This is a genomic window from Streptomyces sp. NPDC056161 (assembly GCF_042268025.1).
GTDB lineage: Bacteria > Actinomycetota > Actinomycetes > Streptomycetales > Streptomycetaceae > Streptomyces.
Window position 1 is genome coordinate 1 of record NZ_JBHJUV010000083.1, and the last position, 25,728, is coordinate 25,728.

Below are 25,728 nucleotides of genomic sequence, written 5' to 3' on the forward strand. Positions count from 1 at the left end.
CGGGCTTTCCTCCGGGCGCTTCCCTTCGGTGTTTCCGACTCTATCAGACCTTTTCTCGATCCGATTTCCTCGGTGCTTTCCGGGGTCCCGCTCTCACGTTTCCCTTTCCGGCGGTTCCGACTTTATCAGAGATTCTGAGTCGGAATTCCCGACCCGTTCGGGGCGGACTCGGCCGCGCATCAGGCGGCCGGGTTTCCCTCTCGGGCAGGGCCGTAAACGTACTGGAGCGGGGTGCCTCGATGCAAATCGAGGCACCCCGCTCCGGGTTCGGCCGTCGACGGGTCAGACGTCCACGACGACGGGGAGGATCATCGGCCTGCGCCGATACGTGTCCGAGACCCACTTGCCGAGGGTGCGCCGGATGAGCTGTTGCAGCTGATGCGGTTCGACAACGCCGTCCTGGGCCGAGCGCTCCAGGGCTTCCGTGATCTTCGGGAGGACCTCGGCGAAGGCCGTGTCCTCGATGCCTGAGCCGCGGGCCTGGACGTGCGGGCCGCCCGTGATCTTGCCCGTGGACGAGTCCACCACCACGAAGACGGAGATGATGCCCTCGTCTCCGAGGATCTTGCGGTCCTTCAGCGCGGGCTCGCCGACGTCGCCGACCGAGAGGCCGTCGACGTACACATAGCCGGCCTGTACCTTGCCGGAGATCTTCGCCTTGCCCTCGACGAGGTCGACGACGACGCCGTCCTCCGCGATGACGATCCGGTCGTGCGGGACCCCGGTGAGGGCTCCCAGTTCTGCGTTGGCCCGCAGATGGCGCCATTCGCCGTGCACCGGCATCAGGTTCTTCGGGCGGCAGATGTTGTAGAAGTACAGCAGCTCACCGGCGGAGGCGTGGCCCGAGACGTGCACCTTCGCGTTGCCCTTGTGGACGACGTTGGCGCCCCAGCGGGTCAGGCCGTTGATGACGCGGTAGACCGCGTTCTCGTTGCCGGGGATGAGGGAGGAGGCCAGGATGACCGTGTCCCCGTCGACGATCCGGATCTGGTGGTCCCGGCTGGCCATCCGGGAGAGGGCGGCCATCGGTTCGCCCTGGGAGCCGGTGCAGACCAGGACGACCTGTTCGTCCGGCAGGTCGTCGAGCGTCTTGACGTCCACGACCAGACCCGGTGGGACCTTCAGATAGCCCAGGTCACGGGCGATGCCCATGTTGCGGACCATCGAGCGGCCGACGAAGGCTACCCGGCGGCCGTACTCGTGTGCCGCGTCCATGATCTGCTGGATGCGGTGGACGTGGCTGGCGAAGCTGGCCACGATGATCCGCTTGCGGGCGCCCGCGAAGACCTGGCGCAGCACGTTGGAGATGTCGCGCTCGTGCGCGGTGAAGCCGGGGACCTCGGCGTTGGTGGAGTCGGCGAGGAGGAGGTCGATGCCCTCCTCGCTCAACCGCGCGAACGCGTGTAGATCCGTGAGGCGGTTGTCCAGCGGCAGTTGGTCCATCTTGAAGTCGCCGGTGTGGACCACCAGGCCGGCGGGGGTGCGGATCGCGACCGCGAGGGCGTCCGGGATGGAGTGGTTGACCGCGACGAACTCGCAGTCGAAGGGTCCGATGCGCTCTCGGTTGCCCTCGGCGACTTCGAGGATGTACGGGCGGATGCGGTGCTCCTGGAGCTTCGCCTCGATCAGCGCGAGGGTCAGCTTGGAGCCGATCAGCGGGATGTCCGGCTTCTCCTTCAGGAGGAACGGCACTCCGCCGATGTGGTCCTCGTGCCCGTGGGTGAGGACGATGCCCTCGATGTCGTCGAGGCGGTCCCGGATCGATGAGAAGTCCGGCAGGATCAGGTCGATTCCGGGCTGCTCCTCCTCGGGGAAGAGCACCCCGCAGTCGACGATCAGCAGGCGGCCGCCGTACTCGAAGACCGTCATGTTCCGGCCGATCTCGCCGAGACCGCCGAGCGGGGTGACCCTCAGGCCGCCTTCGGGAAGCGGCGGGGGTGAACCGAGTTCAGGATGCGGATGACTCAAAAGACTCTCCTCAACCACGCGCGCCACGTACCGGTGGGCACGTGGCGCGCGTGACGTTCGTGCAGAAGCAGTTGTCGTTGTGGATTACGGGCACCGGTGACCCGCGTATTCAGTTGTGAAGCTCGGGTGATGCCAAGTCTGTTGTCAGAGCTGTACCCCGCCGGCGGCAAGATCGATCTTGAGCTGCTCGATCTCCTCGGGAGTGCACTCGATCATGGGCGCGCGCAGCGGCCCGGCGGGCAGGCCCTGGAGGGCGAGCGCGGCCTTGGCCGTCATGACGCCCTGGGTGCGGAACATGCCGGTGTAGACGGGGAGCAGCTTCTGGTGGATCTCGGTGGCCTTCTGGACGTCGCCGGAGGAGAACGCCTCGACCAGGGCGCGCAGGTCCGGAGTGACCACGTGGCCGACGACCGAGACGAAGCCGACCGCGCCCACGGAGAGCAGCGGCAGGTTCAGCATGTCGTCGCCGGAGTACCAGGCGAGGCCGGACCGGGCGATGGCCCAGCTGGCCCGTCCGAGGTCGCCCTTGGCGTCCTTGTTGGCGACGATCCTCGGGTGCTCGGCGAGGCGGACCAGGGTCTCCGTGTTGATCGGTACGCCGCTGCGGCCGGGGATGTCGTACAGCAGGACCGGCAGTCCGGTGGCGTCGGCGACGACTTTGAAGTGCTGGTACAGGCCCTCCTGCGGGGGCTTGTTGTAGTACGGCGTGACGACCAGGAGGCCGTGTGCGCCCGCGCGCTCCGCGGCGCGCGCCAGCTCGATGCTGTGGTGGGTGTCGTTGGTGCCGACACCGGCCACGACGTGGGCGCGGTCGCCGACCGCTTCCCGTACGGCTCGTACGAGGTCCGTTTTCTCCGCGTCGCTGGTGGTGGGGGACTCGCCGGTGGTGCCGTTGATGATCAGGCCGTCGTTGCCTGCATCCACCAGGTGGGTGGCGAGCCGCTGGGCGCCGTCGAGGTCGAGCGCGCCGTCCGCCGTGAAGGGCGTGACCATGGCGGTGAGGACCCGCCCGAAGGGGGTCTGCGGAGTGGAGGTCGGAGCCATGGGTAACACGCTACTCGGTGCTCCCTGTGTGGTCTGCCCTAGGGGTGCCGGGAAAGTCAGGACAAATGTGGAGCCCGGCACTGCCTGCTCGGGGGTTCAAGCAGTGCCGGGTCCGTTTGATCAGGCTAGATGAACTTCTCCAAATGCCGCAATACGGACACTTCACCAGGCTGATCCGGACCTGCGTGCGGTCTCATGGGGCGACCCGGCCGTTGGCGTTGAAAGCAGCGTGCGTGAGCGGCATGAGCTGGGCCCAGGCGGCCTCCATCTGCTCGCCGACCATCTCGATCTCCCGCTGCGGGAAGGACGGCACCTTGGCCAGTTCGTGCTGGGTGCGCAGGCCGAGGAAATGCATCAGGGACCGTGCGTTGCAGGTGGCGTACATCGAGGAGAACAGGCCCACGGGGAGGACCGCCCGGGCGACCTCGCGGGCCACACCGGCCCTGAGCATCTCCTGGTACGCCTCGTAGGCGTGCCGATAGCTCTCCTCGGTGACGCGTCCGACCAGTTCCTGCTGGGCCTGCGTGCCCTCCACGAACCGGTATTTGCCCGGCCGCCCCTCCTGGACGAGCCTGCGGGACTCGTCGGGCACGTAGAAGACCGGCTGCAACTCACGGTAGCGGCCGGATTCCTCGTTGTACGAGTTGTGCACGACGATGCCGTTGGCCAGGAAGTTGTGCCAGGGACCCGCCACCGAGAGGTCGTACGTCATCTCCTCGCCCCGGGCCTCGATGGCGACGATCCGGTCCGGAACGGCCTTGGAGACCTCGTCGCCGCGCCGGGCCGCCGTCTGCTCCTCGGCGCTCCTGGCGGCCTGGCAGGGCTCGCAGGCCGGGGCGAGGTTCTTCTCGTCAAGGGCTCTGGCCAGGTCCTCGGCGACCGGGACGACGTGGTCCAGGGCGAGCCGGTCGCGCGGGAAGTCCTGCCCGCAGCGGTGGCAGGTGTCGGTTTCCCCGATCAGCCGCTGCCGCTGCGCCGCGGTCCAGACGCCGATGCCGCGCTGCAGGCCCGGCGGGACGTCCGCCTGCGCGCAGCGGGAGTCGGATCCGGCCGCCATGACGGCGTCCCCGACGGCCAGCTCCCCTGCCTTGCGCCAGCCCTCCGGTGTGAACACGGCGTGGTCGACGGTGCAGCGGAGCGACTTCCCGGACGCCGTCGTGATCTCGATCAGGGGCTTGACCCCGGATTCGATCACGTCGACGATCCTGGTCCGCCGGGCGAGCAGGGTCTCCTCGTCGTAGCATCGGACGTGGCTGCGGCGGAGCGGGTCGAGCTTGCGCAGACGGGTGGCCGGGTGCTGCTCGCGGAATTCGGCCACGGCCGAGTCGGCCGCCTCGCGGCTCTCGTACAGACCCAGGTAGTGGTCGGTCTCGTCGTGCCGGACCTGGGCCGTCCACTTGCCCGCGCGGCTGTGCCAGGTCACGCCGCCGGCGGAGGGCGGCAGCCCGTCCTCGACGCCCAGATGCCAGAGCTCGTGCAGCTCGGCGATGGTCCGTCGGCGGATCCGGCCGGCCTCGCTCTCCAGGGTGATCTCCGTGTCACCGGCGACGCACCAGCCCACGCGGTGCCGCATGAACTCGCGGAACACGAAGATCGGGGCGTTGATGAAGAACGTCATCGAGTTGTGCTCGAAGGGGCTGCCGTGCCGGTCCCGCATCAGGTAGTTGATCAGTCCCTTCGAGCGCTCGGGGTCCTTGTCCAACTCCGCCAGGGACTGCTCGCCGGCCGTCGAGACGCGGGCGGCGAACAGCACGTCGGCGTCCGACGCGCTGTGCTTGACCAGCTCGACGGTGACATCGCTGCGGAAACTGGGCTTGGGTTCCTCGACGGGGGTGTCGGTCACGGCTCGGCGGGTCCTTCCATCACGTCTCTCGGGCGGCGCCCACTCTACGGCCCGGCACTGACATCGGGGCGTTCGCTGCCGGGACGCGACATCTTCGACGAACCCAGGAGAACTTCTGGGAATTCGGGGCAAGAGGGCACCTTTCGTGGAGATCGCTCGTCTGTATGGGTGAGGGCCGCTTGTTCGAGTCGTTCGAGCGTGGGGGCCGCTCCGGCGTTCGTCCGACGTCCGACCTTCGAAGGGAGATGCATCCGATGACCCTCCCCCAGCTGCCGCTGGGAGGCGCCTCCAGGCGCGAGCCCGTACCGTTCGGCTTCCTCGCCGATGCCGAGAAGTTCCGCAGCAATGTGGCGCCCCCGCCCCGTCAGCGTGCGTCCGCCGGCCAGATAGCCGGGCGCTGGCTGCTCGGGCTCACCATCGTCGCCGGACTCGTCGGCTCGCTGGTCCTCGGCATGCCCGCGCTGTCCACCCCCACCGCCACGCAGACACCGCAGTCGCAGGCCGCGCAGGGTCGCTGATCCCGGCCCGGCCTCTCGGGGGGCCCACCCTTACGGACCCCCGCGGGTGGTGAGCGGGGACACCGGCGGATAGCCTCACCGGGCACAGCCCATGCATGGACTAGTGAGGACCAGCCGTGCCCCTGCCCTTCCTGACGGCCGACCGATCCTTCGAGGCAGCCGACGACATCGCGTTGCCGTACGACGACCGCAGCCGCTGGCGCCGTCCCTACCGGCCCGGACCCTGGCGGGTGGGCGTGGCCGCGCTGTGGCTGCTGCTCGCCTCGTTCGTGCTGTTCGGCGCGGTCATCATCGCGCTGACCAGTTCGGCGGCCTCCGCCGCGGTGGTGTTCGCCGTGGCACTTGCCGTCATCGCCGCGGCGCTGCGGCTGCTGCGCATGGGCGTGTGGGTCAGCGCGCGCGGCCTGCGCCACGTGGCCTTCCTCGTCACCCGTACCGTGCCCTGGAAGCGGGTCATCGCGGTGCGCACGGTGCAGCAGCCGGTGCGCTGGGCGGGGCTGCCGCGCACGGTGCAGGGGCAGGCGCTGATCGCCGTACGCAAGGACCGTGCCGCCGAGGAGCCCGGCCCGCTGCTGACCACGCACACCCTGGACTTCCTGGGGCGCGCCCCGGCCTTCGACCGGGCGGCGGACACGGTCGAGGCATGGGCCGCGGAGTACCGGCGCGGCTGACCGGCACCGAGTGGGGCCCGGTCCGTCGGTGCGGACCGGGCCCCTTCCCGTTGGGTGCGGAATCCCGGAATCCCGGAGTCCCCTTGTCCGCGAGCCCCGGCGCGCCGACCGGTGGTCGGGCGCGTCGTCCCGTGCTCAGCGCGTCGCCTGGCGCAGTGCGATGGCCCGCTGCATCGCCTTGCGGGCGCGGGGGGTGTCACGGGCGTCGTGGTAGGCCACGGCCAGGCGGAACCAGCTGCGCCAGTCGTCGGGGGCCGCCTCCGTCTCGGCCTTGCGCCGGGCGAAGACCTCGTCGGCCGAGTCGCGGTCGATACGGCCGCCTGAGGTACGCCGCAGCTCGTCGACGGGCAGGCCGCCCTCGGCGTCGAGTTCGGCGGCGAGCTGGTTGGCCCGGCGGACGAACTGGGTGTTCTTCCACAGGAACCACACGCCGATCAGCGGCAGGATCAGCACCGCGATCCCGAAGGTGACGGTCACGACGGTGCCGGACTGGATGAGCAGGACGCCGCGGCTGCCGACCAGGACGAAGTAGAAGACCAGGACGGCGGCCGTGACGAGGTAGGAGATTTTCGCGCGCATGTGAGTGGGCCCCTCGACTCAGCCCAGGTCGAGGAAGTGCTCCAGGCCGACGGTCAGGCCGGGCGCGGACACCACGCGACGAGCGCCGAGCAGGATGCCCGGCATGAAGCTGCTGTGGTGCAGGGAGTCGTGACGGATGGTGAGGGTCTCGCCGTCGCCGCCGAGCAGCACCTCCTGGTGGGCGAGCAGTCCGCGCAGCCGTACGGCGTGGACGGGGACGCCGTCCACGCTCGCCCCGCGGGCGCCGTCGAGGGCGCTGACGGTCGCGTCCGGTGCCGGGGCCGTGCCGGCCGCCCGGCGGGCCTCGGCGATGAGCTGCGCCGTGCGGGTGGCGGTGCCGGACGGGGCGTCGACCTTGTTCGGGTGGTGCAGTTCGATCACCTCGACCGATTCGAACCAGGGCGCCGCGATCTGGGCGAACTTCATCGTCAGGACGGCGCCGATGGAGAAGTTCGGGGCGATGAGCACGCCGGTCCGCGGGGACTGGGCGAGCCGGTCCCGCAGCCGCGCGAGGCGCTCGTCGGTCCAGCCGGTGGTGCCGACGACGGCGTGGATGCCGTGGCGCACGCAGTAGTCGAGGTTGTCCAGCACGGAGGCGGGGGTGGTCAGCTCGACCGCGACCTCGGCGCCGGTGTCGGTCAGCGTCTCCAGGCTGTCGCCCCGGCCGAGGGCGGCGACCAGTTCCATGTCCTCGGCGGCCTCGACCGCCCGTACGGCCTCGGAACCGATCCGGCCCCTCGCGCCGAGGACCGCCACACGCAGCTTGCTCATGTACTTGCTTCCTAACCGGAGGGATGGGACCGGAGGTGATTCCGCCGAAGCCTCGCTGACCAGCGGCGGGGTGATCGGGGATCTTGTGCCGGGGCGGCCCCGGGCACGGACCCCGTGCAGGAGGGGCTAGGCGACGGCGTCGTGCAGCCGTGACGCCTGCTTGTCCTTCAGCGGGCCGATGACCGACAGCGAGGGACGGCGGCCCAGGACGTCACGGGCGACGGCGCGGACCTCGTCGGGGGTGACCTGCCCGATCCGGGCCAGCATGTCGTCCACGGACATCTGCTCGCCCCAGCACAGTTCGCTCTTGCCGATACGGTTCATCAGCGCGCCGGTGTCCTCCAGGCCCAGCACCGTCGAACCCCTCAGCTGCCCCACGGCACGGGCGATCTCGTCGTCGGACAGACCGTGCTCGGCGACGCTGTCCAGTTCGTCGCGGCAGAGCTTCAGCACATCGTGCACCTGGCTCGGTCGGCAGCCCGCGTACACGCCGAACAGGCCGCAGTCGGCGAATCCCGAGGTGTACGAGTACACGCTGTAGGCCAGGCCGCGCTTCTCCCGGACCTCCTGGAACAGCCTTGAGGACATCCCGCCGCCCAGGGCCGTGTTCAGCACGCCCAGCGCCCAGCGGCGGTCGTCGGTGCGGGCCAGGCCGGGCATGCCGAGGACGACGTGTGCCTGCTCGGTCTTGCGGCCGAGCAGCTCGACGCGGCCCGCGGCGCGGATCGTGCGGCGGCCGTCACGCGGGGCGATGGGCACCGCCTCGGCGTTCCGGAGCGCGCCGGCCTTCTCGAAGGCGGCCCTGACCTGCCGTACGACCTTGTTGTGGTCGATGTTGCCGGCGGCCGCCACGACCAGGTGGGTCGGGTCGTAGTGCTTCTTGTAGAAGCGGCGGATGCGGTCCGCGGAGAGGGCGTTGACGGTGTCGACCGTGCCGAGGACGGGACGGCCGAGGGCGTTGTCGCCGAACATGGTGTGCGCGAACAGGTCGTGCACACAGTCGCCGGGGTCGTCCTCGGTCATCGCGATCTCTTCGAGGATGGCGCCGCGCTCGACGTTGACGTCGTCCTCAAGGATGAGCGAGCCGGTGAGCATGTCGCAGACGACGTCGATGGCGAGCGGCAGGTCGGTGTCGAGCACGCGCGCGTAGTAGCACGTGTACTCCTTCGCCGTGAACGCGTTCATCTCGCCGCCCACCGCGTCGAGCGCGGCGGAAATGTCCAGTGCGGACCGGCTTCCGGTGCCCTTGAAGAGCAGGTGCTCCAGGTAGTGCGTGGCGCCGTTGAGGGACGGCGTCTCGTCACGGGAGCCGACGTGCGCCCAGATGCCGAAGGTGGCGGAGCGCACCGAGGGCAGCGTCTCGGTGACGATGCGCAGGCCGCCCGGGAGGGTGGTCTTGCGGACCGTGCCGATACCGCCGGTGCCCTTGATCAGGGTTTGGGTACGGGCGACGGCCCGCGTCTCCGTGGAGATGCGGGCCGTCGCCGTGGCGTTACGCGACGTCACTTGTCGGCGTCGTCCTTCTTGTCCGAGCCCGCGGCGGAGCCGTCGGCGGCGGTTTCCTCGCCCTCGATCACGGGGACGAGGGAGAGCTTGCCGCGGGAGTCGATCTCGGCGATCTCGACCTGGACCTTCTGGCCCACGCCGAGGACGTCGTCGACGTTCTCCACGCGCTTGCCGCCGGCCAGCTTGCGGATCTGCGAGATGTGCAGCAGACCGTCCTTGCCGGGCAGCAGGGAGACGAACGCACCGAAGGTGGTCGTCTTCACGACCGTACCGAGGTAGCGCTCGCCGACCTCGGGCATCGTCGGGTTGGCGATGCCGTTGATGGTGGCGCGGGCGGCCTCGGCGGACGGGCCGTCGGCGGCACCGATGTAGATCGTGCCGTCGTCCTCGATGGTGATCTCGGCGCCCGTGTCCTCCTGGATCTGGTTGATCATCTTGCCCTTGGGGCCGATGACCTCACCGATCTTGTCGACCGGGATCTTGACGGTGATGATCCGCGGGGCGTGCGGGGACATCTCGTCGGGCCGGTCGATGGCCTCCATCATCACGTCGAGGATGTGCAGGCGGGCGTCGCGGGCCTGCTTGAGGGCCGCGGCCAGGACGGAGGCCGGGATGCCGTCCAGCTTGGTGTCGAGCTGGAGGGCGGTCACGAATTCCTTGGTGCCGGCGACCTTGAAGTCCATGTCGCCGAAGGCGTCCTCCGCACCGAGGATGTCGGTGAGGGTGACGTAGTGCGTCTCGCCGTCGATCTCCTGGGAGATCAGGCCCATGGCGATGCCGGCGACCGGGGCCTTCAGCGGCACACCGGCGTTGAGCAGCGACATGGTGGAGGCGCAGACGGAACCCATGGACGTCGAGCCGTTGGAGCCGAGGGCCTCGGACACCTGGCGGATCGCGTACGGGAACTCCTCGCGCGTGGGCAGGACCGGCACGAGGGCGCGCTCGGCGAGCGCGCCGTGACCGATCTCGCGGCGCTTCGGGGAGCCGACGCGGCCGGTCTCACCGGTGGAGTACGGCGGGAAGTTGTAGTTGTGCATGTAGCGCTTGCGGGTCACCGGGGAGAGGGTGTCCAGCTGCTGCTCCATGCGGAGCATGTTGAGGGTGGTGACGCCCAGGATCTGCGTCTCGCCACGCTCGAACAGCGCGGAACCGTGCACCCGCGGGATGGCCTCGACCTCGGCGGCGAGCGTACGGATGTCCGTCACGCCACGGCCGTCGATGCGCTTCTTCTCCTTGATGACGCGCTCACGGACCAGGCTCTTGGTCAGCGAGCGGTACGCGGCGGAGATCTCCTTCTCGCGGCCCTCGAACTCGGGGAGCAGCTTCTCGGCGGCGAGCTGCTTGACGCGGTCCAGCTCCGCCTCGCGCTCCAGCTTGCCGGCGATGGTGAGCGCCTGGGCCAGCTCGGGGCGGACCGCGCCGGTCAGGGCCTCCAGGACGTCGTCCTGGTAGTCGAGGAAGATCGGGAACTCGCCGACCGGCTTGGCGGCCTTGGCGGCGAGGTCGGCCTGGGCCTTGCACAGGACCTTGATGAACGGCTTCGCGGCCTCAAGACCGGCGGCGACGACGTCCTCGGTGGGCGCCTCGGAACCGCCGGCGACCAGCTTGATGGTCTCCTCGGTGGCCTCGGCCTCGACCATCATGATCGCGACATCGCCGTCCTCCAGGGCGCGACCGGCGACCACCATGTCGAAGACGGCGTCCGCCAGCTCGGTGTGGGTGGGGAACGCCACCCACTGGCCGCGGATCAGCGCGACGCGGACGCCGCCGATCGGGCCGGAGAAGGGCAGACCGGCGAGCTGGGTGGAGGCGGACGCGGCGTTGATCGCGACGACGTCGTACAGGTGGTCGGGGTTGAGGGCCATGATCGTGGCGACGACCTGGATCTCGTTGCGCAGGCCCTTCTTGAAGGAGGGGCGCAGCGGCCGGTCGATGAGCCGGCAGGTGAGGATCGCGTCCTCGGAGGGGCGGCCCTCACGGCGGAAGAAGCTGCCGGGGATCTTCCCGGCCGCGTACATCCGCTCCTCGACGTCCACCGTCAGCGGGAAGAAGTCGAGCTGGTCCTTGGGGTTCTTGGAGGCGGTGGTGGCCGACAGCACCATGGTGTCGTCGTCCAGGTAGGCCACGGCGGAACCGGCGGCCTGCTTGGCCAGCCGGCCCGTCTCGAAGCGGATGGTGCGGGTGCCGAAGGGTCCGTTGTCGATGACGGCCTCGGCGTAGTGGGTCTCGTTCTCCACTAGCGTTTTCTCCGTTACTTGTCGTCTTCGTCCCGCGGCTGCCCGTGTGGCAGGGGGACGGTTGCGGAGAAGCGCTCCATCTGGTGCGGGCCGGTCTTCGATCGAAGCACCCGGGGCTCGCTCCCCCGGGGGCCACTACCGAGGACCGGCGGCGGCGAGGTGCGCTTCTCCTTCTTCGTTGTCGTGCTCTGTCGTCCGTATTGCGTTGTGCCACCACACTACAAAGCGTGCGTGACACTCCGCACGTTTCCGCACGTACACCAAAGGGAGCGGCCCCCGATCGTCCCGGGAACCGCTCCCTTCGCGGCGTCTTACTTGGCGCCCGCCGCACCGCGGCGGATGCCGAGGCGGTCGACCAGGGCGCGGAAGCGCTGGATGTCCTTCTTCGCCAGGTACTGCAGCAGGCGACGGCGCTGACCGACGAGGATCAGCAGACCGCGGCGGGAGTGGTGGTCGTGCTTGTGGGTCTTGAGGTGCTCGGTCAGGTCGGAGATCCGACGGGACAGCATGGCAACCTGGACCTCGGGGGAGCCGGTGTCGCCCTCCTTGGTACCGAACTCGGTGATGATCTGCTTCTTCGTAGCGGCGTCGAGCGGCACGCGTACTCCAATTGTCTGTATGTGCCCGCGAGTGCCCCCGGTCTTAGTCTCGGGGAAGCTTCCACAACTCGGAGGCGGGATCCGTCCGGCGCGGCCTCCAGGGTCCATGAAGGGCTCCGGGGGTGCGTACACAGACGGCCGTCACTCAGGGTACCAGGCACGTACGGGCACCCGTGCCCCGGTCCTCGAAGGCTCCGCGGACGCCCGAGGGGGCCACTAGGGTGAACGCCCGGATCACCGGGTCACCGGACCGCTTGGAGCACCGATCGATGGAGCAGAGATCAGGGTGTACCCGGGCGTCCATGGTGCACCCGGATCAATGACGGACGTCGGGAAGGGGTCGCTGCGGCATGGCGGAGACGGCGGAGGAGATCAAGGCGCGCAAGGAACGGGAGCGCGACGAGTTGTACGCGCTCGACATCTCGGACGTCGAGTGGCTCAGCGCGCCCGGCACGGAGGAACACGAGGAGCGGGTCGAGATCGCGTACCTGCCCGAAGGCGCGGTGGCCATGCGGTCGTCCCTCGACCCGGACACCGTGCTGCGGTACACAGAGGCGGAGTGGCGCGCGTTCGTGCTCGGCGCGCGGGACGGGGAGTTCGACCTGGATCCGGCGCCGCAGGACGGGGCGCCCACGGCGGAGTGAGCCGGGCACGCGCGCGTAGGGGCACGTAGGGGCACGTAGGGGGGCGGTACGCCGCGTAGGTCCCCGCGCTGCGTTTCCCCTACGTGCGCGGTTCGCCCCCGTAGGGGTCAGGCCGCTCACGCCTCGTCACCTCCCGTCGTACCGCGGTACTGCGCCTTGTCGCCTCGTGCCGCCGGTGGCGACCGCCCCACCCGCACCGCCTGACGATCGGCCCACTCGGCCCACTCGGCCCACTCGGTCCACTCGGTCCGCTCATCGGGTCCGCTCATCGGGTGCGCCCGCCGGGTCCGCCCACCGGATGCCGTCTCTGCCGCCGGCCGGGCCGTCGGCGGAGCCGCCCATGTGCCGGGCGTGCGGCCGGGGTTCGTCCCGTTGGACTCGGGCACGGAGACAGCGGTTTGGACCCGTGGGCGGCGGCGGGGCGTCCTTCTCATCTCGTCCGGCTCGCCCCGCGCGGTTCGTCAATCCCCTTGCGGGGCACGTCGATTCAGGTCCGCGAATATCACTCCGCACGCCGTTCCGTCGCGCTTGTTCATGTTTGTCGCCCGGATTGTTCACTGATACGCGGACTGTGTACGGCACTTCAGGGCAGGGTGTGACGGAGTGGGCGCAGGCTCAGGGGTGGACGGGCCTGCCGGGGTGGGGGCGTCGGTGATTAGGCTGGGAGTGGGCGTGATGCCGGTACCCGTGGACGGGACGTCGGCGCCTCAGGGGGAGGGCCGGTGGATCGGACTACCTCGAACGACAACGGACGACTGAGAACGACACGAGATGGTCGCCCACGGCACGGCGCGAGGGTGCTCGACCAAGCAGGAGGAACTGTGAGCAGCGATCGGGACGGGATCCGCGGGGGCTGGGCCACACCCGGCGATGACCAGCCCGACGTGGAATCGGCCTTCGAGACGACCGGCGAATTCACCATCGACTACGCACCGCCCGCCTGGTACACGCAGAACGCGGCGGAAACGGGCGGACCGTCCGGGTCCGGGGAGCCCGAGTCCTTCGGCTCGCCCAGGTCGCCCGGGGCGTCCAGTTCGTCGGAGGTGTCAGGGAGTTCGGAGCAGGCGGGTGGGGCTCCGGGACCCGGCGCCGCTCCTTCCTCGTTCCCGAGGCATGCGCCGTTCCCGCCCGGTGCGCCGATTCCGGGTCTGGCTCCGCCGCCGCACGCGCGGCCCGCCGGCGCCTCGACTCCCGGCACTCCCGCGCCCGGAGCGCCCTTCACGCCGCCTCCGCCCGCGCCCGGAGCACCGTTCACCCCGCCTCCGGCTCCGCCCGCGCCCGGTGCGCCGTACACGCCGCCGGCCCCGGCGCCCGGTGCGCCGTACACGCCGCCCGCTCCGACGACCGGACCGGGGGCACCGTTCACGCCGCCCGCGGCTCCCGCCGGGAGTCCCGTCGCGGTGCCGAAACTGCCCGTGGGCAGCGGGTTCGAGCCGCAGCAGCAACCACAGGCGCAGCCGGAGAACGATCCCGCGTCGCCCACGGCCGTGCCGAACATTCCCGCCGGGGGATTCCAGCAGTGGTCGGCGTCCACGACCGCGGCCCCCGCCGACGCCCCCGCCGACGCCGACGCCGACGAGGAACAGGGGGACAACGGCGACTTGGAGAGCGGCGACACCGTGCGGTTCTCCTCGGTCGCGCTGCGGCGTGAGATCGCGGAGATCGCCGAGGACGCGAGGCGGCTGGCCGCGGTCGGCCGGGCGGAGCCCGCGCCGGACGAGGCCGTCGAGCCCGCGCCGGGTGCCGGTGCGGGGGCGCCGGCGGCCACCAGGGCGATGACCGACGAGGACGAGCCGACCGAGGGTGCGCCGGACGAGGCCGCGGCAGCCGTGCAGGCGACCTCCGCACCGGATGCCGACGCCGAGGCCACGTACGACGACTACGGCGACTACGACGACGATGACCACGACGCCGATCACGACTCCGTGACCGGTGACGTCGGCCCCGACGACGACCCCCAGGACCCGTGGTCCGAGAACGACTCGGTGACCGGGGCCGGGGCCGAAGCCCCGGCCGGCGAAGAGAAGCCGGGTTCGCGTGTCGCGTTCGCCGCGGCGGACACGGACGCGGACGAGGACGCGAGCACGGACACCGACGCCGTCGCGGAGTCGGACACCGGTCCGCATACGGACACGGACGGTACGGATACAGACGGTACGGATACAGACGGTACGGACGACACGGACGACACGGACGACACGGACGCTGACGACACGGACGCGGAGGACGTCGGCGCCGGACCCGCGGGCGCGGTCAATGCCACGGACAAGAACGGGAGCGGGGAGGCCGGTACGACTCCGGACGCCGACTCGGACCCGGACCTCGTGCAGGACGCGGCGCCCCAGGACGTCGTACCCACCGCTCCCCCGGCACCGCAGGACGCCCCGCCCGCCTGGCCGCCCGTGCCGGGGCCGCAGGGCGGGCTGCCGCCCCTGCCGCCCTCGTACCAGCCCGCCGCGCCCGCGCCCGCCACCCAGTGGCCGGTGCAGCCCGCGCCCGGCCAGGCGCCCCCGCAGCCGCCCGCCGCCGGGGCCCCGGCGGACCAGCCGCCGGCCTTCCAGCCGCAGGCTCCGCAGCCCGCGCCCGCCGCCTGGAACCAGCCCCCGCAGCCCGGCCGGCCATACGCGGCCGGCGCTCCGGCGGCCCCCCAGCCCCCGGCACCCAACCCGCCACAGGGTGGCTACGGCTTCCCGCAGCCCGGAGTCCCGGCGCCCCAGGCTCCGTACGGTCCGACGCCCGCCGATCCCGCGGCGCACACCGGGCAGCCCCAGGCCGCAGGGATCCCCGAACAGCCCCAGGCCGGGCAGCCCCAGGCCGGCTACGGCTTCCCGCACCCGTCCGCCGACCCCAACCCACCTGCCCAGTCCGGCGGTTACGGCTTCCCGCAGCCCCCTGCGCACCCCGGGCAGGCAGGCCGGCAGCCCGTCGATCCGCGGACCGGCGCCGCCTGGCCGCAGCCGGTGCAGCACGACCAGCGGCAGCCCACCAACCCCGGTGCCGCGCCGCTCGGTTACACCGCGGCCGTGGAACTCTCCTCCGACCGGCTGCTCAACAACAAGCGGCAGAAGGCCAAGAGCGGCCGGACGGCCGCCGCGCCCGGCCGGTTCAAGATCGGCGGGAAGAAGGAGGAAGCGGAGCGGCAGCGGAAGTTGCAGCTGATCCGCACCCCCGTGCTGTCCTGCTACCGGATCGCGGTGATCAGCCTCAAGGGCGGCGTGGGCAAGACGACCACGACGACCGCGCTCGGCGCCACCCTCGCCAGCGAGCGGCAGGACAAGATCCTCGCGATCGACGCCAACCCGGACGCCGGTACGCTCGGCCGCCGGGTCCGCCGCGAGACCGGGGCGACCATCCGCGACCTCGTCCAGGCGATCCCGTACCTCAACTCGTACATGGACATCCGGCGCTTCACCTCGCAGGCGCCGTCCGGCCTGGAGATCATCGCCAACGACGTCGACCCGGCGGTCTCCACGACCTTCAACGACGACGACTACCGGCGCGCGATCGACGTGCTCGGCAGGCAGTACCCGGTCATCCTCACCGACTCGGGCACCGGGCTGCTGTACAGCGCGATGCGTGGGGTGCTCGACCTCGCCGACCAGCTCATCATCGTCTCCACGCCCTCCGTGGACGGTGCGAGCAGCGCCAGCACCACCCTGGACTGGCTCTCTGCGCACGGGTACTCGGACCTGGTCGCACGGTCCATCACGGTGATCTCCGGAGTGCGCGAGACCGGAAAGATGATCAAGGTCGAGGACATCGTGGCGCACTTCGAGACCCGGTGCCGCGGCGTGATCGTGGTGCCCTTCGACGAGCACCTGGCCGCCGGTGCGGAGGTCGACCTCGACATGATGCGGCCGAAGGTGCGCGAGGCGTACTTCAATCTCGCCGCCACGGTGGCCGAGGACTTCACCCGGCACCAGCAGGCGCACGGCCTGTGGACCAGCGACGGCAACCCGCCGCCGGTGGCCGCCCCGCCCATGCCGGGCCAGCCGGTTCCCGGCCAGCCCTACCAGCAGGCCCCCGGGCAGTACCCGTACCCGCAGCAGGGGCAGCCCTACGCCCAGCCCACCGCGGCCCAGCCGCCCTATCCGCAGCAGCCGGGACAGCAGTCGTACCCGCAGCCCGGACACCCGCAAGCCGGGTACCCGCAGTCGGGTCAGCAGCAGGCGCAGCCCCCGCAGGCACCGCCCCAGCAGTAGGGCCGGAAGCGGCAGTACGAGGAAGACGCGCAGTACAGGAACGCCGAAGGGCGGCCGGTGCCTCACCGCACCGGCCGCCCTTCGGCGTCGTCATCGCTTCGTGGCCGCTTCCAGCCGCTCCTTGGTCGCTTCCTTCGCTTCCTGGTCGCTTCCCGGTCGCTTCCCGGTCGCTTCCTGGTGGCCGCGGTCCTCGCGCACGGCCCACGGCGGGCCACGGGGGGCCACGGGGGGCCACGGGGCAGCTGCGGGCCGACGGGCGGCTACTCGTCCGCCGCGATCAGTTCCCGGCAGCGCTTCACGTCGTCGGCCATCTGCTCCAGCAGGGCCTCAAGCGAGTCGAACTTCGCCTGCCCGCGCACATACGCCAGGAAGTCCACCGCGACGTGCAGCCCGTACAGGTCGAGGCCCACGCGGTCGATGGCGTACGCCTCCACCGTGCGCTCCGTGCCGTCGAACTGCGGGTTGGTGCCGACGGAGACGGCCGCCGGCATGATCTCGCCCTGGGCGTGCAGATAACCGGCGTACACACCGTCGGCCGGGATCGCGGTGTGCGGCAGGGTCTCGACGTTGGCGGTCGGGTAGCCCAGCTCGCGACCGCGCTGGGCGCCGCGGACCACCACGCCCTCGACGCGGTGCGGGCGGCCCAGGATCTCGCGCGCGCCCGCCACGTCGCCCTCGGCGACCAGGCGCCGGGTGAGGGTCGAGGAGAACGGCTCGCCGCCGCCCGCCGCACCGGTCACGTACAGGTCGACGACCTCGACGTCGAAGTCGTAGACCGCACCCTGCTCGGCGAGGAACTCGACGTTGCCGGCCGCGCGGTGGCCGAAGCGGAAGTTCGGGCCCTCGACGACCGCCCTGGCGTGCAACTTGTCGACCAGGACCTTCACGACGAACTCGGCGGGCGAGAGCTTGGAGAACTCGGTGGTGAAGGGCAGGATCAGGACCGCGTCCACGCCCAGCTCCGTCATCAGCTCGGCCCGGCGGTGGTGCGGGGCGAGCAGCGGGGGGTGGCTGCCCGGACGGACCACCTCGCTGGGGTGCGGGTCGAAGGTCACCACGACGGAGGGGACGCCCAGCTGGCGGGCGCGGTCCACGGCGTGCCTGATGATCAGCTGGTGGCCGCGGTGGACTCCGTCGTAGGAACCGATGGTGACGACGCTGCGCCCCCAGTCCTCGGGGATGTCCTCCAAGCCACGCCAGCGCTGCACTGTGACCGCTCCTCGAACCCGTGTCCGTATCTACCTGACCTCTTGCGCAGGTCTAAGGGTGCCATGCCGGGTGCCCCCGGCCCGCATCGGTGGGGGTGCTGTGACCGGGCGCACGTGCGGACCGTTCACCCGGAGCGGGGACCCCGACCACCGAGGGTACGGAATCCGTCCCGCCGGGGGACGCGCACGCCCGCCGGACTGCCGAGCATCCGGCGCGTGCTCGGCCCACCGGGGCGGCCCGTTCCTCCGGGGTCCCGGCGGGCCGACGGGCCATCACCGCGGGGCGGCCGGGACCCCGCCGGCCCGGGTCGAGCGGGCCGCGGTCGAAGCGGGCCGCCCCGTCGAGGGTGCGGATCAGGAGCCGGCCGCAGCGGCACCGCGCGGCCGGCGGCGCGGTGGCCGACGCCGTCCGGGACGCGCCCGTGTGCCGAAAGCGCCCCCGTCCGCTCCCCTGGTCACTCCGTGCGCCTGCCCGGCCGGGTGAATGGGCGGGGGCGGCTGGACAACCCTAGGGGTGGGGGAACCGAGGGGGGACCGTGGAGCGGCGGCAGTCGAACACCCCGTGCTCCGCCGCTCCACGGGACAGCACAGGCCGGTCAGCCGAACACGGCCAGGCTCTTCGCCTTCCCCTGCTGGTTCTCGACGAGCGCGAGGAAACGGCCCTCGGGATCGAAGACCGCGACGGGGCCGGTGGCCGCGTACACGTCGGGCATCTCCAGCCGTACGCCGTTGAGGAGCAGCCGGGCCCGCTTGGCGTCCACGTCCCAGCGGGTGAAGGCGGCGGCGGCCGCCTCGGCGACCGGCATCACGGTCAGTTCCTGCTGGAGCTGGTCCAGGGTCCGTGCCGCGTCCAGTTTGTACGGTCCGACACGGGTGCGGCGCAGCGCGGTGAGGTGGCCGCCGACGCCGAGGTCGGCGCCCAGGTCGCGGGCGAGGGCACGGATGTAGGTGCCGGAGGAGCAGACGACCGAGACCACGAGGTCGCGCACCGGGGTGCCGTCCGCGGCGGCGGCCTCCCGGACGTCGTACACCGTGAAGGAGGAGACGGTGACCGGCCGGGCGGGGATCTCGAAGTCCTCGCCCTCCCGGGCCCGTTTGTAGGACCGCACTCCGTCGATCTTGATGGCGCTGACCTTGGACGGCACCTGCATGATGTCGCCGGTCAGTTTGGCGATGCCGGCGTCGATGGCGTCGCGGGTGACGGCGGCGGCGCTGGTGGCGGCGGTGATCTCGCCCTCGGCGTCGTCGGTGAGGGTGCTCTGGCCGAGCCGGATGGTGCCCAGGTACTCCTTCTCCGTCAGGGCGAGGTGCCCGAGGAGCTTTGTCGCCTTCTCGACGCCGAGGACGAGGACACCGGTCGCCATCGGGTCGAGGGTGCCGGCGTGCCCGACGCGGCGCGTGCGCGCGATGCCGCGCATCTTGGCGACCACGTCGTGCGAAGTGAAGCCCGACGGCTTGTCGACGATGACGAGGCCGTCGGGCGTGGTGTGCTTGCTGGTCATGCTCCGGCGTCGTCCGTTTCGTCGTCCGATCCGGGCTTGCGGTACGGGTCCGCTTCACCGGCGTAGGCCGCGCCCGCGGACGCCTCGCGCACCTGCGCGTCGGAGGCGCGCGCCCGGTCGAGGAGATCCTCGATGTTCCGGGCGTTGTCCGGCAGGGCGTCCGCGACGAAGGTGAGGGTCGGCGTGAACTTCACGCCGGCGGCGCGGCCGACCTCGGAGCGCAGGATGCCCTTGGCGCTCTCCAGTCCGGCCGCGGCGGACTTCCGCTCCTCCTCGTCGCCGTACACCGTGTAGAAGACGGTCGCCTCCCGCAGGTCCCCGGTGACCCGGGTGTCCGTGATGGTGACATGTGTGCCGAGCCGCGGGTCCTTGATCCCGCGCTGCAGCTTCTGGGCCACCACCTCTCGGATGAGGTCCGCCAGCCTTTTCGCCCGCGCGTTGTCGGCCACTGCTCCGTCTCCCGTTCTTTCTTCTTCTGCGTTCTGTGGTCAGTCGTCGTCGCCGTGGAACTGCCGCCGGACGGACAGCAGTTCCACTTCGGGGCGGCCGGCGACCAGCCGTTCGCACCGGTCGAGTACGTCGCTCAGGTGCCCCGCGTCGCCGGAGACCAGCGCGAGGCCGATCCCGGCCCGGCGGTGGAGGTCCTGGTGGTCCACCTCGGCCGCGCTCACCGCGTACTTCCGCTGTAGTTCGGCGACGATCGGGCGGACGACGGAGCGCTTCTCCTTCAGCGACCGTACGTCGCCGAGGAGGAGGTCGAAGGACAACGTCCCCACGTACATGTGTGTGTCCGGATGACCCGCCGGTACGGGATCGATGGCCCTGCCATCGGGATCGGCAGGGACATCAAGAACGGTACCGCGTGCCTGCCGGTGGCTCGACGGGGTTTCCGGGGCACCGTGTGCTGCGGGCAGGCCCGAGGCTCCGCCCCCGGCCCCGGTCCGCCGGAAAAGGGGCACTGACCGGCGGGACCAGAGTCCCGCCGGTCAGTTTCAGAACCTGTCGGTCCTTACACCCGCGGCTTCTCCCGCATCTCGTACGTCGCGATGACGTCGTCGATCTTGATGTCGTTGAAGTTGCCGAGGTTGATACCGCCCTCGAACCCTTCGCGGATCTCGGTGACGTCGTCCTTGAAGCGGCGCAGGCCGTCGATGGTGAGGTTCTCCGCGACGACCTTGCCGTCGCGCAGCAGGCGGGCCTTGGTGTTCCGCCTGACCTCGCCGGACCTGATGAGCACACCGGCGATGTTGCCCAGCTTGGACGACTTGAAGACCTCGCGGATCTCCGCCGTGCCCAGCTCGACCTCTTCGAACTCCGGCTTGAGCATGCCCTTGAGGGCCGCCTCGATCTCCTCGATCGCCTGGTAGATGACCGAGTAGTACCGGACGTCCACGCCTTCGCGCTCGGCCATCTGCTGCGCGCGGCCTGCCGCGCGCACGTTGAAGCCGATCACGATGGCGTCGGAGCCCATCGCCAGGTCGATGTCGGACTCCGTGACCGCACCGACACCGCGGTGCAGGACGCGGATGTCGACCTCTTCGCCGACGTCCAGCTGGAGCAGCGAGGACTCCAGTGCCTCGACGGAGCCGGACGCGTCGCCCTTGATGATCAGGTTCAGCTGCTGGACCTCGCCGGCCTTCAGCACCTTGTCCAGATCCTCCAGGGACACGCGGCGCGTGCGCTTCGCGAAGGCCGCGTTGCGCTCGCGAGCGGCGCGCTTCTCCGCGATCTGGCGGGCCGTACGGTCCTCCTCGACCACGATGAAGTTGTCACCGGCACCCGGCACGTTGGTCAGACCGAGCACCTGGACCGGCGTGGACGGACCCGCCTCGGCGACGTTGTTGCCGTTGTCGTCGAGCATGGCCCGCACGCGGCCGTAGGCGTCGCCGACGACCATCGTGTCGCCGACCCGCAGGGTGCCGCGCTGGACCAGGACCGTGGCGACGGCGCCACGGCCGCGGTCCAGCCGCGACTCGATCGAGATGCCCTGCGCGTCCTGGTGCGGGTTGGCCCGCAGGTCCAGGGCGGCGTCGGCGGTCAGGACGACCGCTTCCAGCAGGCTGTCGATGTGCAGGCCCTGCTTGGCGGAGATGTCGACGAACATGGTGTCGCCGCCGTACTCCTCGGCCACCAGGCCGTACTCGGTCAGCTGACCGCGCACCTTGGTCGGGTCCGCGCCCTCGACGTCGATCTTGTTGACCGCGACCACGATCGGCACGTCGGCCGCCTTGGCGTGGTTCAGGGCCTCGACGGTCTGCGGCATCACACCGTCGTTGGCCGCGACCACGAGGATCGCGATGTCCGTCGACTTCGCACCGCGGGCACGCATGGCGGTGAACGCCTCGTGACCCGGGGTGTCGATGAAGGTGATCGCCCGCTCGTCGCCGTTGACCTCGGTCGCGACCTGGTAGGCACCGATGTGCTGGGTGATGCCGCCGGCCTCGCCCGCGATGACGTTCGTCTTGCGGATGGCGTCGAGGAGGCGGGTCTTGCCGTGGTCGACGTGACCCATGACGGTGACGACCGGCGGACGGACGACCAGGTCGTCCTCCGAGCCCTCGTCCTCGCCGAACTCGATGTCGAAGGACTCCAGGAGCTCGCGGTCCTCCTCCTCGGGGCTGACGATCTGAACCGTGTAGTTCATCTCGCCGGCGAGGAGGTGCAGGGTCTCGTCGGAGACGGACTGGGTCGCGGTGACCATCTCGCCGAGGTTCATCATGACCGCGACGAGCGACGCCGGGTTGGCGTTGATCTTCTCCGCGAAGTCGGTGAGCGACGCGCCACGGGAGAGACGGATGGTCTCGCCGCCGCCGCGCGGCAGCATCACGCCGCCGACGCTCGGGGCCTGCATCGCCTCGTACTCCTGGCGCCGCTGCCGCTTCGACTTGCGACCACGACGCGCCGGACCGCCGGGACGACCGAAGGCGCCCTGCGTGCCACCACGGCCACCGGGACCACCCGGACGACCGCCGAAGCCGGGACGACCGCCACCGCCGCCACCGAAGCCGCCACCGCCGCCGCCACCACCGGGACGACCGGCGAAACCGCCGCCGCCACCGCCGGGACGACCGCCGCCGCCACCGCCGCCGGGACGGCCGGCGAAGCCGCCGCCACCGCCGGGACGACCGCCGCCGCCACCGGGTCGGCCGGCACCGGCCGGACCGCGACCACCGGGACCGCCGCCACCCGGACGCGGACCGGCAGCGGGACGCTGCGGCATCATGCCGGGGTTCGGACGCGGACCGCCGGGACCGCCGCCGCCGGGACGCGGACCGCCCTGCGGGCGCGGCATGCCGGACGGGGAGGGGCGGCCGGAGGAACCGGAGTGGCCACCGGGAGCCTGCGGACGCGGACCGCCGCCCTGGGCGCCGGGCGCCTGCGGGCGGGGGGAACCGCCGGGACCGCCGGGACCCGGGCGCGAGCCCTGCGGCCGGGGCGCCTGCGGGCGCGCCATGCCGGTGGAACCGCCGGACGTGAAGGGGTTGTTGCCCGGTCGCGGACCGGCCGGACGGGCACCGGGACGCGGACCCTGGCCACCGGGGCGCGGAGCGCCCTGGCCCGGACGGGACTGGCCCTGGCCGGACGCACCCGGGCGACCGCCGGGCTTGGGGCCACCGGGACGGGCGCCGGGACGCGGTCCCTGGGCGGCCGGGGACGGCGCCGGGGCCGACGGCGGAGCGGTGAACTCCGGCGTGGTGGGTGCCGTCGGGGCCGGACGGGGCGCGGGCTTGGGGCCCGGCCGCGGGCCGGAGGCCGGCGTGGTGGGTGCCGCCGGGGCCGCAGGCGCCGCGGAGGCCGCGGGCTGCTGGGCCACGGGAGGCCGGGGGGCGCCCGGCTTCGGGGCAGCCGGGCGCTCTCCCACTGCCTTGGTGGCGGGGGAGGCACCGGCGGCCTGTGCCGGGGCCGGCGCTGCGGGCTTGGGGGCCGCCTTGCGCGGGGCGGGCTTGGCGGCGGACCTGCCGTTGCCGCCGCCCTGGAAGGCGTCTGTCAGCTTGCGTACTACGGGCGCCTCGATCGTCGAGGACGCCGAACGGACGAATTCACCGAGTTCCTGGAGCTTGGCCATGACGACCTTGCTCTCGACGCCGAACTCCTTGGCGAGTTCGTAGACCCGGACCTTAGCCACTTCGCTCCTTTGAGGTCCGGGTTGCGGCCGGACCGTCGCTAGTTCATGGGCGTACTCATCGCGTACTCATCGAGTGCTCATCGCAATCTCGACCTACTTCCGACTCGCGAGGTACCTGACCGCACGGGGCTCCGTGCAGCGCGTCTTTCCCTACCGTGTTGCCTCAGCAACTGTGTGTCTGCTCGACGTACCGGCGCAACGCCATTACGTCGAGCGGTCCCGGGACGCGCAACGCCCGTGGGAACGCCCGACGGCGCACCGCCTGATCGAGACAGACCGGGACAGGGTGTACATAAGCACCCCGGCCGGGCAGCGTACCGCGAGGGTCGGGGACACACGCGTCCCCAGCCACCACGATGCGCAACAGTTCGATCTTGGCCGCTCGCTGCCTGCACCCCACACAGGTGCGCTCAGGGCATGCGCGGGCTCGCGTCCGGCCAGACACTGCTAAGTCTACCTCCCCGCACCGACCTCACCCCTTCGAGGGGAAGATCGAACGGTTGTTGTCGTGATCCAAGCCGCCAGTGACTCGGATCTATTCCCTCCGTCCGGGTGACTGCCGCCCGGACGGAGGCCCTCGCGGCTACTCGGACGGCTGCTCGGTGTCCGGCCGGATGTCGATCCGCCAGCCCGTGAGCCGGGCGGCGAGCCGGGCGTTCTGGCCCTCCTTGCCGATCGCCAGCGACAGCTGGTAGTCGGGCACGGTCACCCGGGCGGACCGGGCCGCCAGGTCCACGACCTCCACCTTGGACACCCGCGCGGGCGACAGCGCGTTCGCCACCATCTCCGCCGGGTCGTCCGACCAGTCGACGATGTCGATCTTCTCGCCGTTCAGCTCGCCCATCACATTGCGCACCCGGCCGCCCATCGGGCCGATGCAGGCCCCCTTGGCGTTCAGGCCCGAACGGGTGGAGCGGACCGCGATCTTGGTGCGGTGACCGGCCTCCCGGGCGATCGCGGCGATCTCCACGGAGCCGTCGGCGATCTCCGGCACCTCCAGCGCGAAGAGTTTCTTCACCAGATTGGGATGTGTGCGCGAGAGGGTGACCGACGGGCCCCGCACGCCCTTCGCCACCCGGACGACGTACGAGCGCAGCCGCATGCCGTGCGGATACGTCTCGCCGGGCACCTGCTCCTGCACCGGCAGGATGGCCTCCAGCCGGCCGATGTCGACGAGCACGTTCTTCGGGTCGCGGCCCTGCTGCACCACGCCGGTGACGATGTCGCCCTCACGGCCGACGTACTCGCCGAGCGTCGCGTCGTCCTCGGCGTCGCGCAGCCGTTGCAGGATGACCTGCTTGGCGGTGGTGGCGGCGATACGGCCGAACCCGGACGGGGTGTCGTCGAACTCCCGGGGTTCCTGGCCCTCTTCCAGGTCCTCGGGGTCCTCCTTCGCCCACACGGTCACGTGCCCGGTCTGCCGGTTGAGCTCCACACGCGCGTGCCGGCGGCTTCCCTCGGTCCGGTGGTAGGCGATGAGGAGGGCCGACTCGATCGCCTCGACCAGCAGGTCGAAGGAGATCTCCTTCTCCCGTACCAAGCCCCGCAGGGCGCTCATGTCGATGTCCACGGCTACGCCTCCTCTTCCTTCTTGTCGTTCGTGTGGTCCGTGTCGGCCAAGTCGTCCAGGTCGTCCGCGTCGTCCAGGCCGTTGGCGTCGTGCCCGGCGGGCTTCGCCCGGGACGCGTCGCTGTCCTTGCGGTTGAACTCGACCTGCACGCGCGCCTTGGCGATGTCCGGGAAGGCCAGCTTGCGCGTGGTGGCCTTGCGGCCCTTCACGCCGGGCACTTCGAGGTCGAGGCCCGCCTCGTCCACGGCGCGGATCCGCGCCAGCAGGTCGCCGCCCTCGTGGAGCTGGAACTTCACCAGCCGGTCGGTGGCCCGTACGAAGTGGCGGTACTCGGTCAGGGCACGCTCCGCTCCCGGGGTGCCCACCTCCAGGTCATAGGCGCCCGCGCCCATCGCGTCCGTCTCGTCGAGCTTCGCCGAGAGCGCGCGGCTCACATCGGCGATCCGGTCCAGATCGGCACCGGTGTCGGAATCGACGACGACACGCAGCACCCGCTTGCGTCCCACGGTGTCCACCGCGACCTCTTCGAGATCGAGTCCCTGTGAGGCGACGAGCGGTTCCAGCAGTTCCCGCAGCCTCTCGCTCTGGGTGGTGCTCATCCGGGTGACTCCTCGGCCGCGTGTGCTGTTGTGGGATGGGTCGCGCGTCTGGTCAAAGGGTATCCGGTCGCAGGGGGTGTTGCCGTCCACCTGCGCACGAGCGGTGCCGATGGCCGGTGCCCGGCGGACACGCGGGTACGG

At 71.2% G+C, this 25,728-nt stretch carries 21 protein-coding genes and 3 pseudogenes; 4 read left to right on the forward strand and 20 right to left on the reverse strand.

Translation table 11 applies throughout. From position 1 onward, the window contains the following. Positions 1–282 precede the first annotated feature (282 nt). The 5 genes and pseudogenes from ACFC09_RS42190 to ACFC09_RS42210 form a co-directional block, all read right to left on the reverse strand. Entirely contained in the window at positions 283–1,968 is a 1,686-nt protein-coding gene (locus ACFC09_RS42190) for a ribonuclease J (protein ID WP_376537803.1), read from the reverse strand. A gap of 144 nt (positions 1,969–2,112) precedes the next feature. Beyond that, the gene (dapA, locus tag ACFC09_RS42195; RefSeq protein WP_376537805.1) at positions 2,113–3,012 is read right to left on the reverse strand and encodes a 4-hydroxy-tetrahydrodipicolinate synthase; all 900 of its coding nucleotides are present in this window, start codon (positions 3,010–3,012) and stop codon (positions 2,113–2,115) included. Positions 3,013–3,205: 193 nt separating this feature from the next. Continuing rightward, positions 3,206–3,655 (reverse strand): annotated as a pseudogene (thyX, locus tag ACFC09_RS42200) (FAD-dependent thymidylate synthase); the annotation flags it as partial. 3 nt (positions 3,656–3,658) lie between these two features. Continuing rightward, positions 3,659–4,435, reverse strand: a pseudogene (locus ACFC09_RS42205) (HNH endonuclease); the annotation flags it as partial. Positions 4,436–4,510: 75 nt separating this feature from the next. After that, a pseudogene (locus tag ACFC09_RS42210) lies at positions 4,511–4,855 on the reverse strand (FAD-dependent thymidylate synthase); the annotation flags it as partial. Positions 4,856–5,109: 254 nt separating this feature from the next. On the opposite strand from ACFC09_RS42210, the gene ACFC09_RS42215 reads away from it, so the two are divergent. Beyond that, on the forward strand, positions 5,110–5,373 hold the full coding sequence (locus ACFC09_RS42215; RefSeq protein WP_376537807.1) for a hypothetical protein: 264 nt from the start codon (positions 5,110–5,112) through the stop codon (positions 5,371–5,373). Positions 5,374–5,489: 116 nt separating this feature from the next. Beyond that, positions 5,490–6,044 carry a hypothetical protein gene (locus ACFC09_RS42220; RefSeq protein WP_376537809.1) on the forward strand — a complete coding sequence of 185 codons (555 nt, stop codon included), beginning with the start codon at positions 5,490–5,492 and terminating at the stop codon, positions 6,042–6,044. Between the two features lie 135 nt (positions 6,045–6,179). Here the strand turns inward: ACFC09_RS42220 and ACFC09_RS42225 are convergent, their stop codons facing one another. The 5 genes from ACFC09_RS42225 to rpsO form a co-directional block, all read right to left on the reverse strand. After that, positions 6,180–6,623 carry a hypothetical protein gene (locus ACFC09_RS42225; protein ID WP_376537811.1) on the reverse strand — a complete coding sequence of 148 codons (444 nt, stop codon included), beginning with the start codon at positions 6,621–6,623 and terminating at the stop codon, positions 6,180–6,182. A gap of 18 nt (positions 6,624–6,641) precedes the next feature. Beyond that, positions 6,642–7,394 (reverse strand): 4-hydroxy-tetrahydrodipicolinate reductase, encoded by a 753-nt coding sequence (dapB, locus tag ACFC09_RS42230; protein WP_376537813.1) that lies wholly within the window; start codon positions 7,392–7,394, stop codon positions 6,642–6,644. Between the two features lie 126 nt (positions 7,395–7,520). Continuing rightward, on the reverse strand, positions 7,521–8,900 hold the full coding sequence (locus ACFC09_RS42235) for a M16 family metallopeptidase (protein WP_376537815.1): 1,380 nt from the start codon (positions 8,898–8,900) through the stop codon (positions 7,521–7,523). Continuing rightward, positions 8,897–11,137: a polyribonucleotide nucleotidyltransferase gene (locus ACFC09_RS42240; protein ID WP_376537817.1), complete on the reverse strand. Its 2,241-nt coding sequence runs from the start codon at positions 11,135–11,137 to the stop codon at positions 8,897–8,899. Before ACFC09_RS42240 ends, ACFC09_RS42235 begins: the two co-directional genes overlap by 4 nt. A 311-nt stretch (positions 11,138–11,448) precedes the next feature. Continuing rightward, a complete protein-coding gene (gene rpsO / locus ACFC09_RS42245) occupies positions 11,449–11,736 on the reverse strand; it encodes a 30S ribosomal protein S15 (RefSeq protein ID WP_130444864.1) in 288 nt (95 codons plus the stop codon). Positions 11,737–12,086: 350 nt separating this feature from the next. On the opposite strand from rpsO, the gene ACFC09_RS42250 reads away from it, so the two are divergent. Next, a complete protein-coding gene (locus ACFC09_RS42250; protein WP_376537819.1) occupies positions 12,087–12,380 on the forward strand; it encodes a DUF397 domain-containing protein in 294 nt (97 codons plus the stop codon). A gap of 116 nt (positions 12,381–12,496) precedes the next feature. Here the strand turns inward: ACFC09_RS42250 and ACFC09_RS42255 are convergent, their stop codons facing one another. Together ACFC09_RS42255 and ACFC09_RS42260 are read right to left on the reverse strand one after the other, a co-directional pair. Continuing rightward, entirely contained in the window at positions 12,497–12,649 is a 153-nt protein-coding gene (locus tag ACFC09_RS42255; protein WP_376537821.1) for a hypothetical protein, read from the reverse strand. 656 nt (positions 12,650–13,305) lie between these two features. Continuing rightward, positions 13,306–13,746, reverse strand: a complete 441-nt coding sequence (locus ACFC09_RS42260) for a hypothetical protein (RefSeq protein ID WP_376537858.1) — start codon at positions 13,744–13,746, stop codon at positions 13,306–13,308. A gap of 34 nt (positions 13,747–13,780) precedes the next feature. On the opposite strand from ACFC09_RS42260, the gene ACFC09_RS42265 reads away from it, so the two are divergent. Next, positions 13,781–16,582 carry an AAA family ATPase gene (locus ACFC09_RS42265; RefSeq protein WP_376537856.1) on the forward strand — a complete coding sequence of 934 codons (2,802 nt, stop codon included), beginning with the start codon at positions 13,781–13,783 and terminating at the stop codon, positions 16,580–16,582. A 260-nt stretch (positions 16,583–16,842) separates the two neighbouring features. Here the strand turns inward: ACFC09_RS42265 and ACFC09_RS42270 are convergent, their stop codons facing one another. The 8 genes from ACFC09_RS42270 to rimP form a co-directional block, all read right to left on the reverse strand. Continuing rightward, positions 16,843–17,790, reverse strand: coding sequence for a bifunctional riboflavin kinase/FAD synthetase (locus ACFC09_RS42270; RefSeq protein ID WP_376537823.1), 948 nt, complete (start codon positions 17,788–17,790; stop codon positions 16,843–16,845). 596 nt (positions 17,791–18,386) lie between these two features. After that, a complete protein-coding gene (gene truB / locus ACFC09_RS42275) occupies positions 18,387–19,292 on the reverse strand; it encodes a tRNA pseudouridine(55) synthase TruB (protein WP_376537825.1) in 906 nt (301 codons plus the stop codon). Then, entirely contained in the window at positions 19,289–19,741 is a 453-nt protein-coding gene (gene rbfA / locus ACFC09_RS42280; RefSeq protein WP_376537827.1) for a 30S ribosome-binding factor RbfA, read from the reverse strand. The genes truB and rbfA overlap by 4 nt, the downstream gene beginning before the upstream one ends. Before the next feature lie 39 nt (positions 19,742–19,780). Further along, positions 19,781–20,074 (reverse strand): DUF503 domain-containing protein, encoded by a 294-nt coding sequence (locus ACFC09_RS42285; RefSeq protein WP_376537829.1) that lies wholly within the window; start codon positions 20,072–20,074, stop codon positions 19,781–19,783. Between the two features lie 227 nt (positions 20,075–20,301). Beyond that, positions 20,302–23,418, reverse strand: coding sequence for a translation initiation factor IF-2 (gene infB / locus ACFC09_RS42290; RefSeq protein ID WP_376537831.1), 3,117 nt, complete (start codon positions 23,416–23,418; stop codon positions 20,302–20,304). 163 nt (positions 23,419–23,581) lie between these two features. Then, complete coding sequence (locus tag ACFC09_RS42295; protein ID WP_376537833.1) at positions 23,582–23,863, reverse strand: YlxR family protein; 282 nt, start codon at positions 23,861–23,863, stop codon at positions 23,582–23,584. A 138-nt stretch (positions 23,864–24,001) separates the two neighbouring features. Continuing rightward, entirely contained in the window at positions 24,002–24,988 is a 987-nt protein-coding gene (gene nusA / locus ACFC09_RS42300; RefSeq protein WP_376537835.1) for a transcription termination factor NusA, read from the reverse strand. A 2-nt stretch (positions 24,989–24,990) separates the two neighbouring features. Next, positions 24,991–25,587 carry a ribosome maturation factor RimP gene (rimP, locus tag ACFC09_RS42305; RefSeq protein WP_376537837.1) on the reverse strand — a complete coding sequence of 199 codons (597 nt, stop codon included), beginning with the start codon at positions 25,585–25,587 and terminating at the stop codon, positions 24,991–24,993. Positions 25,588–25,728: the final 141 nt, after the last annotated feature.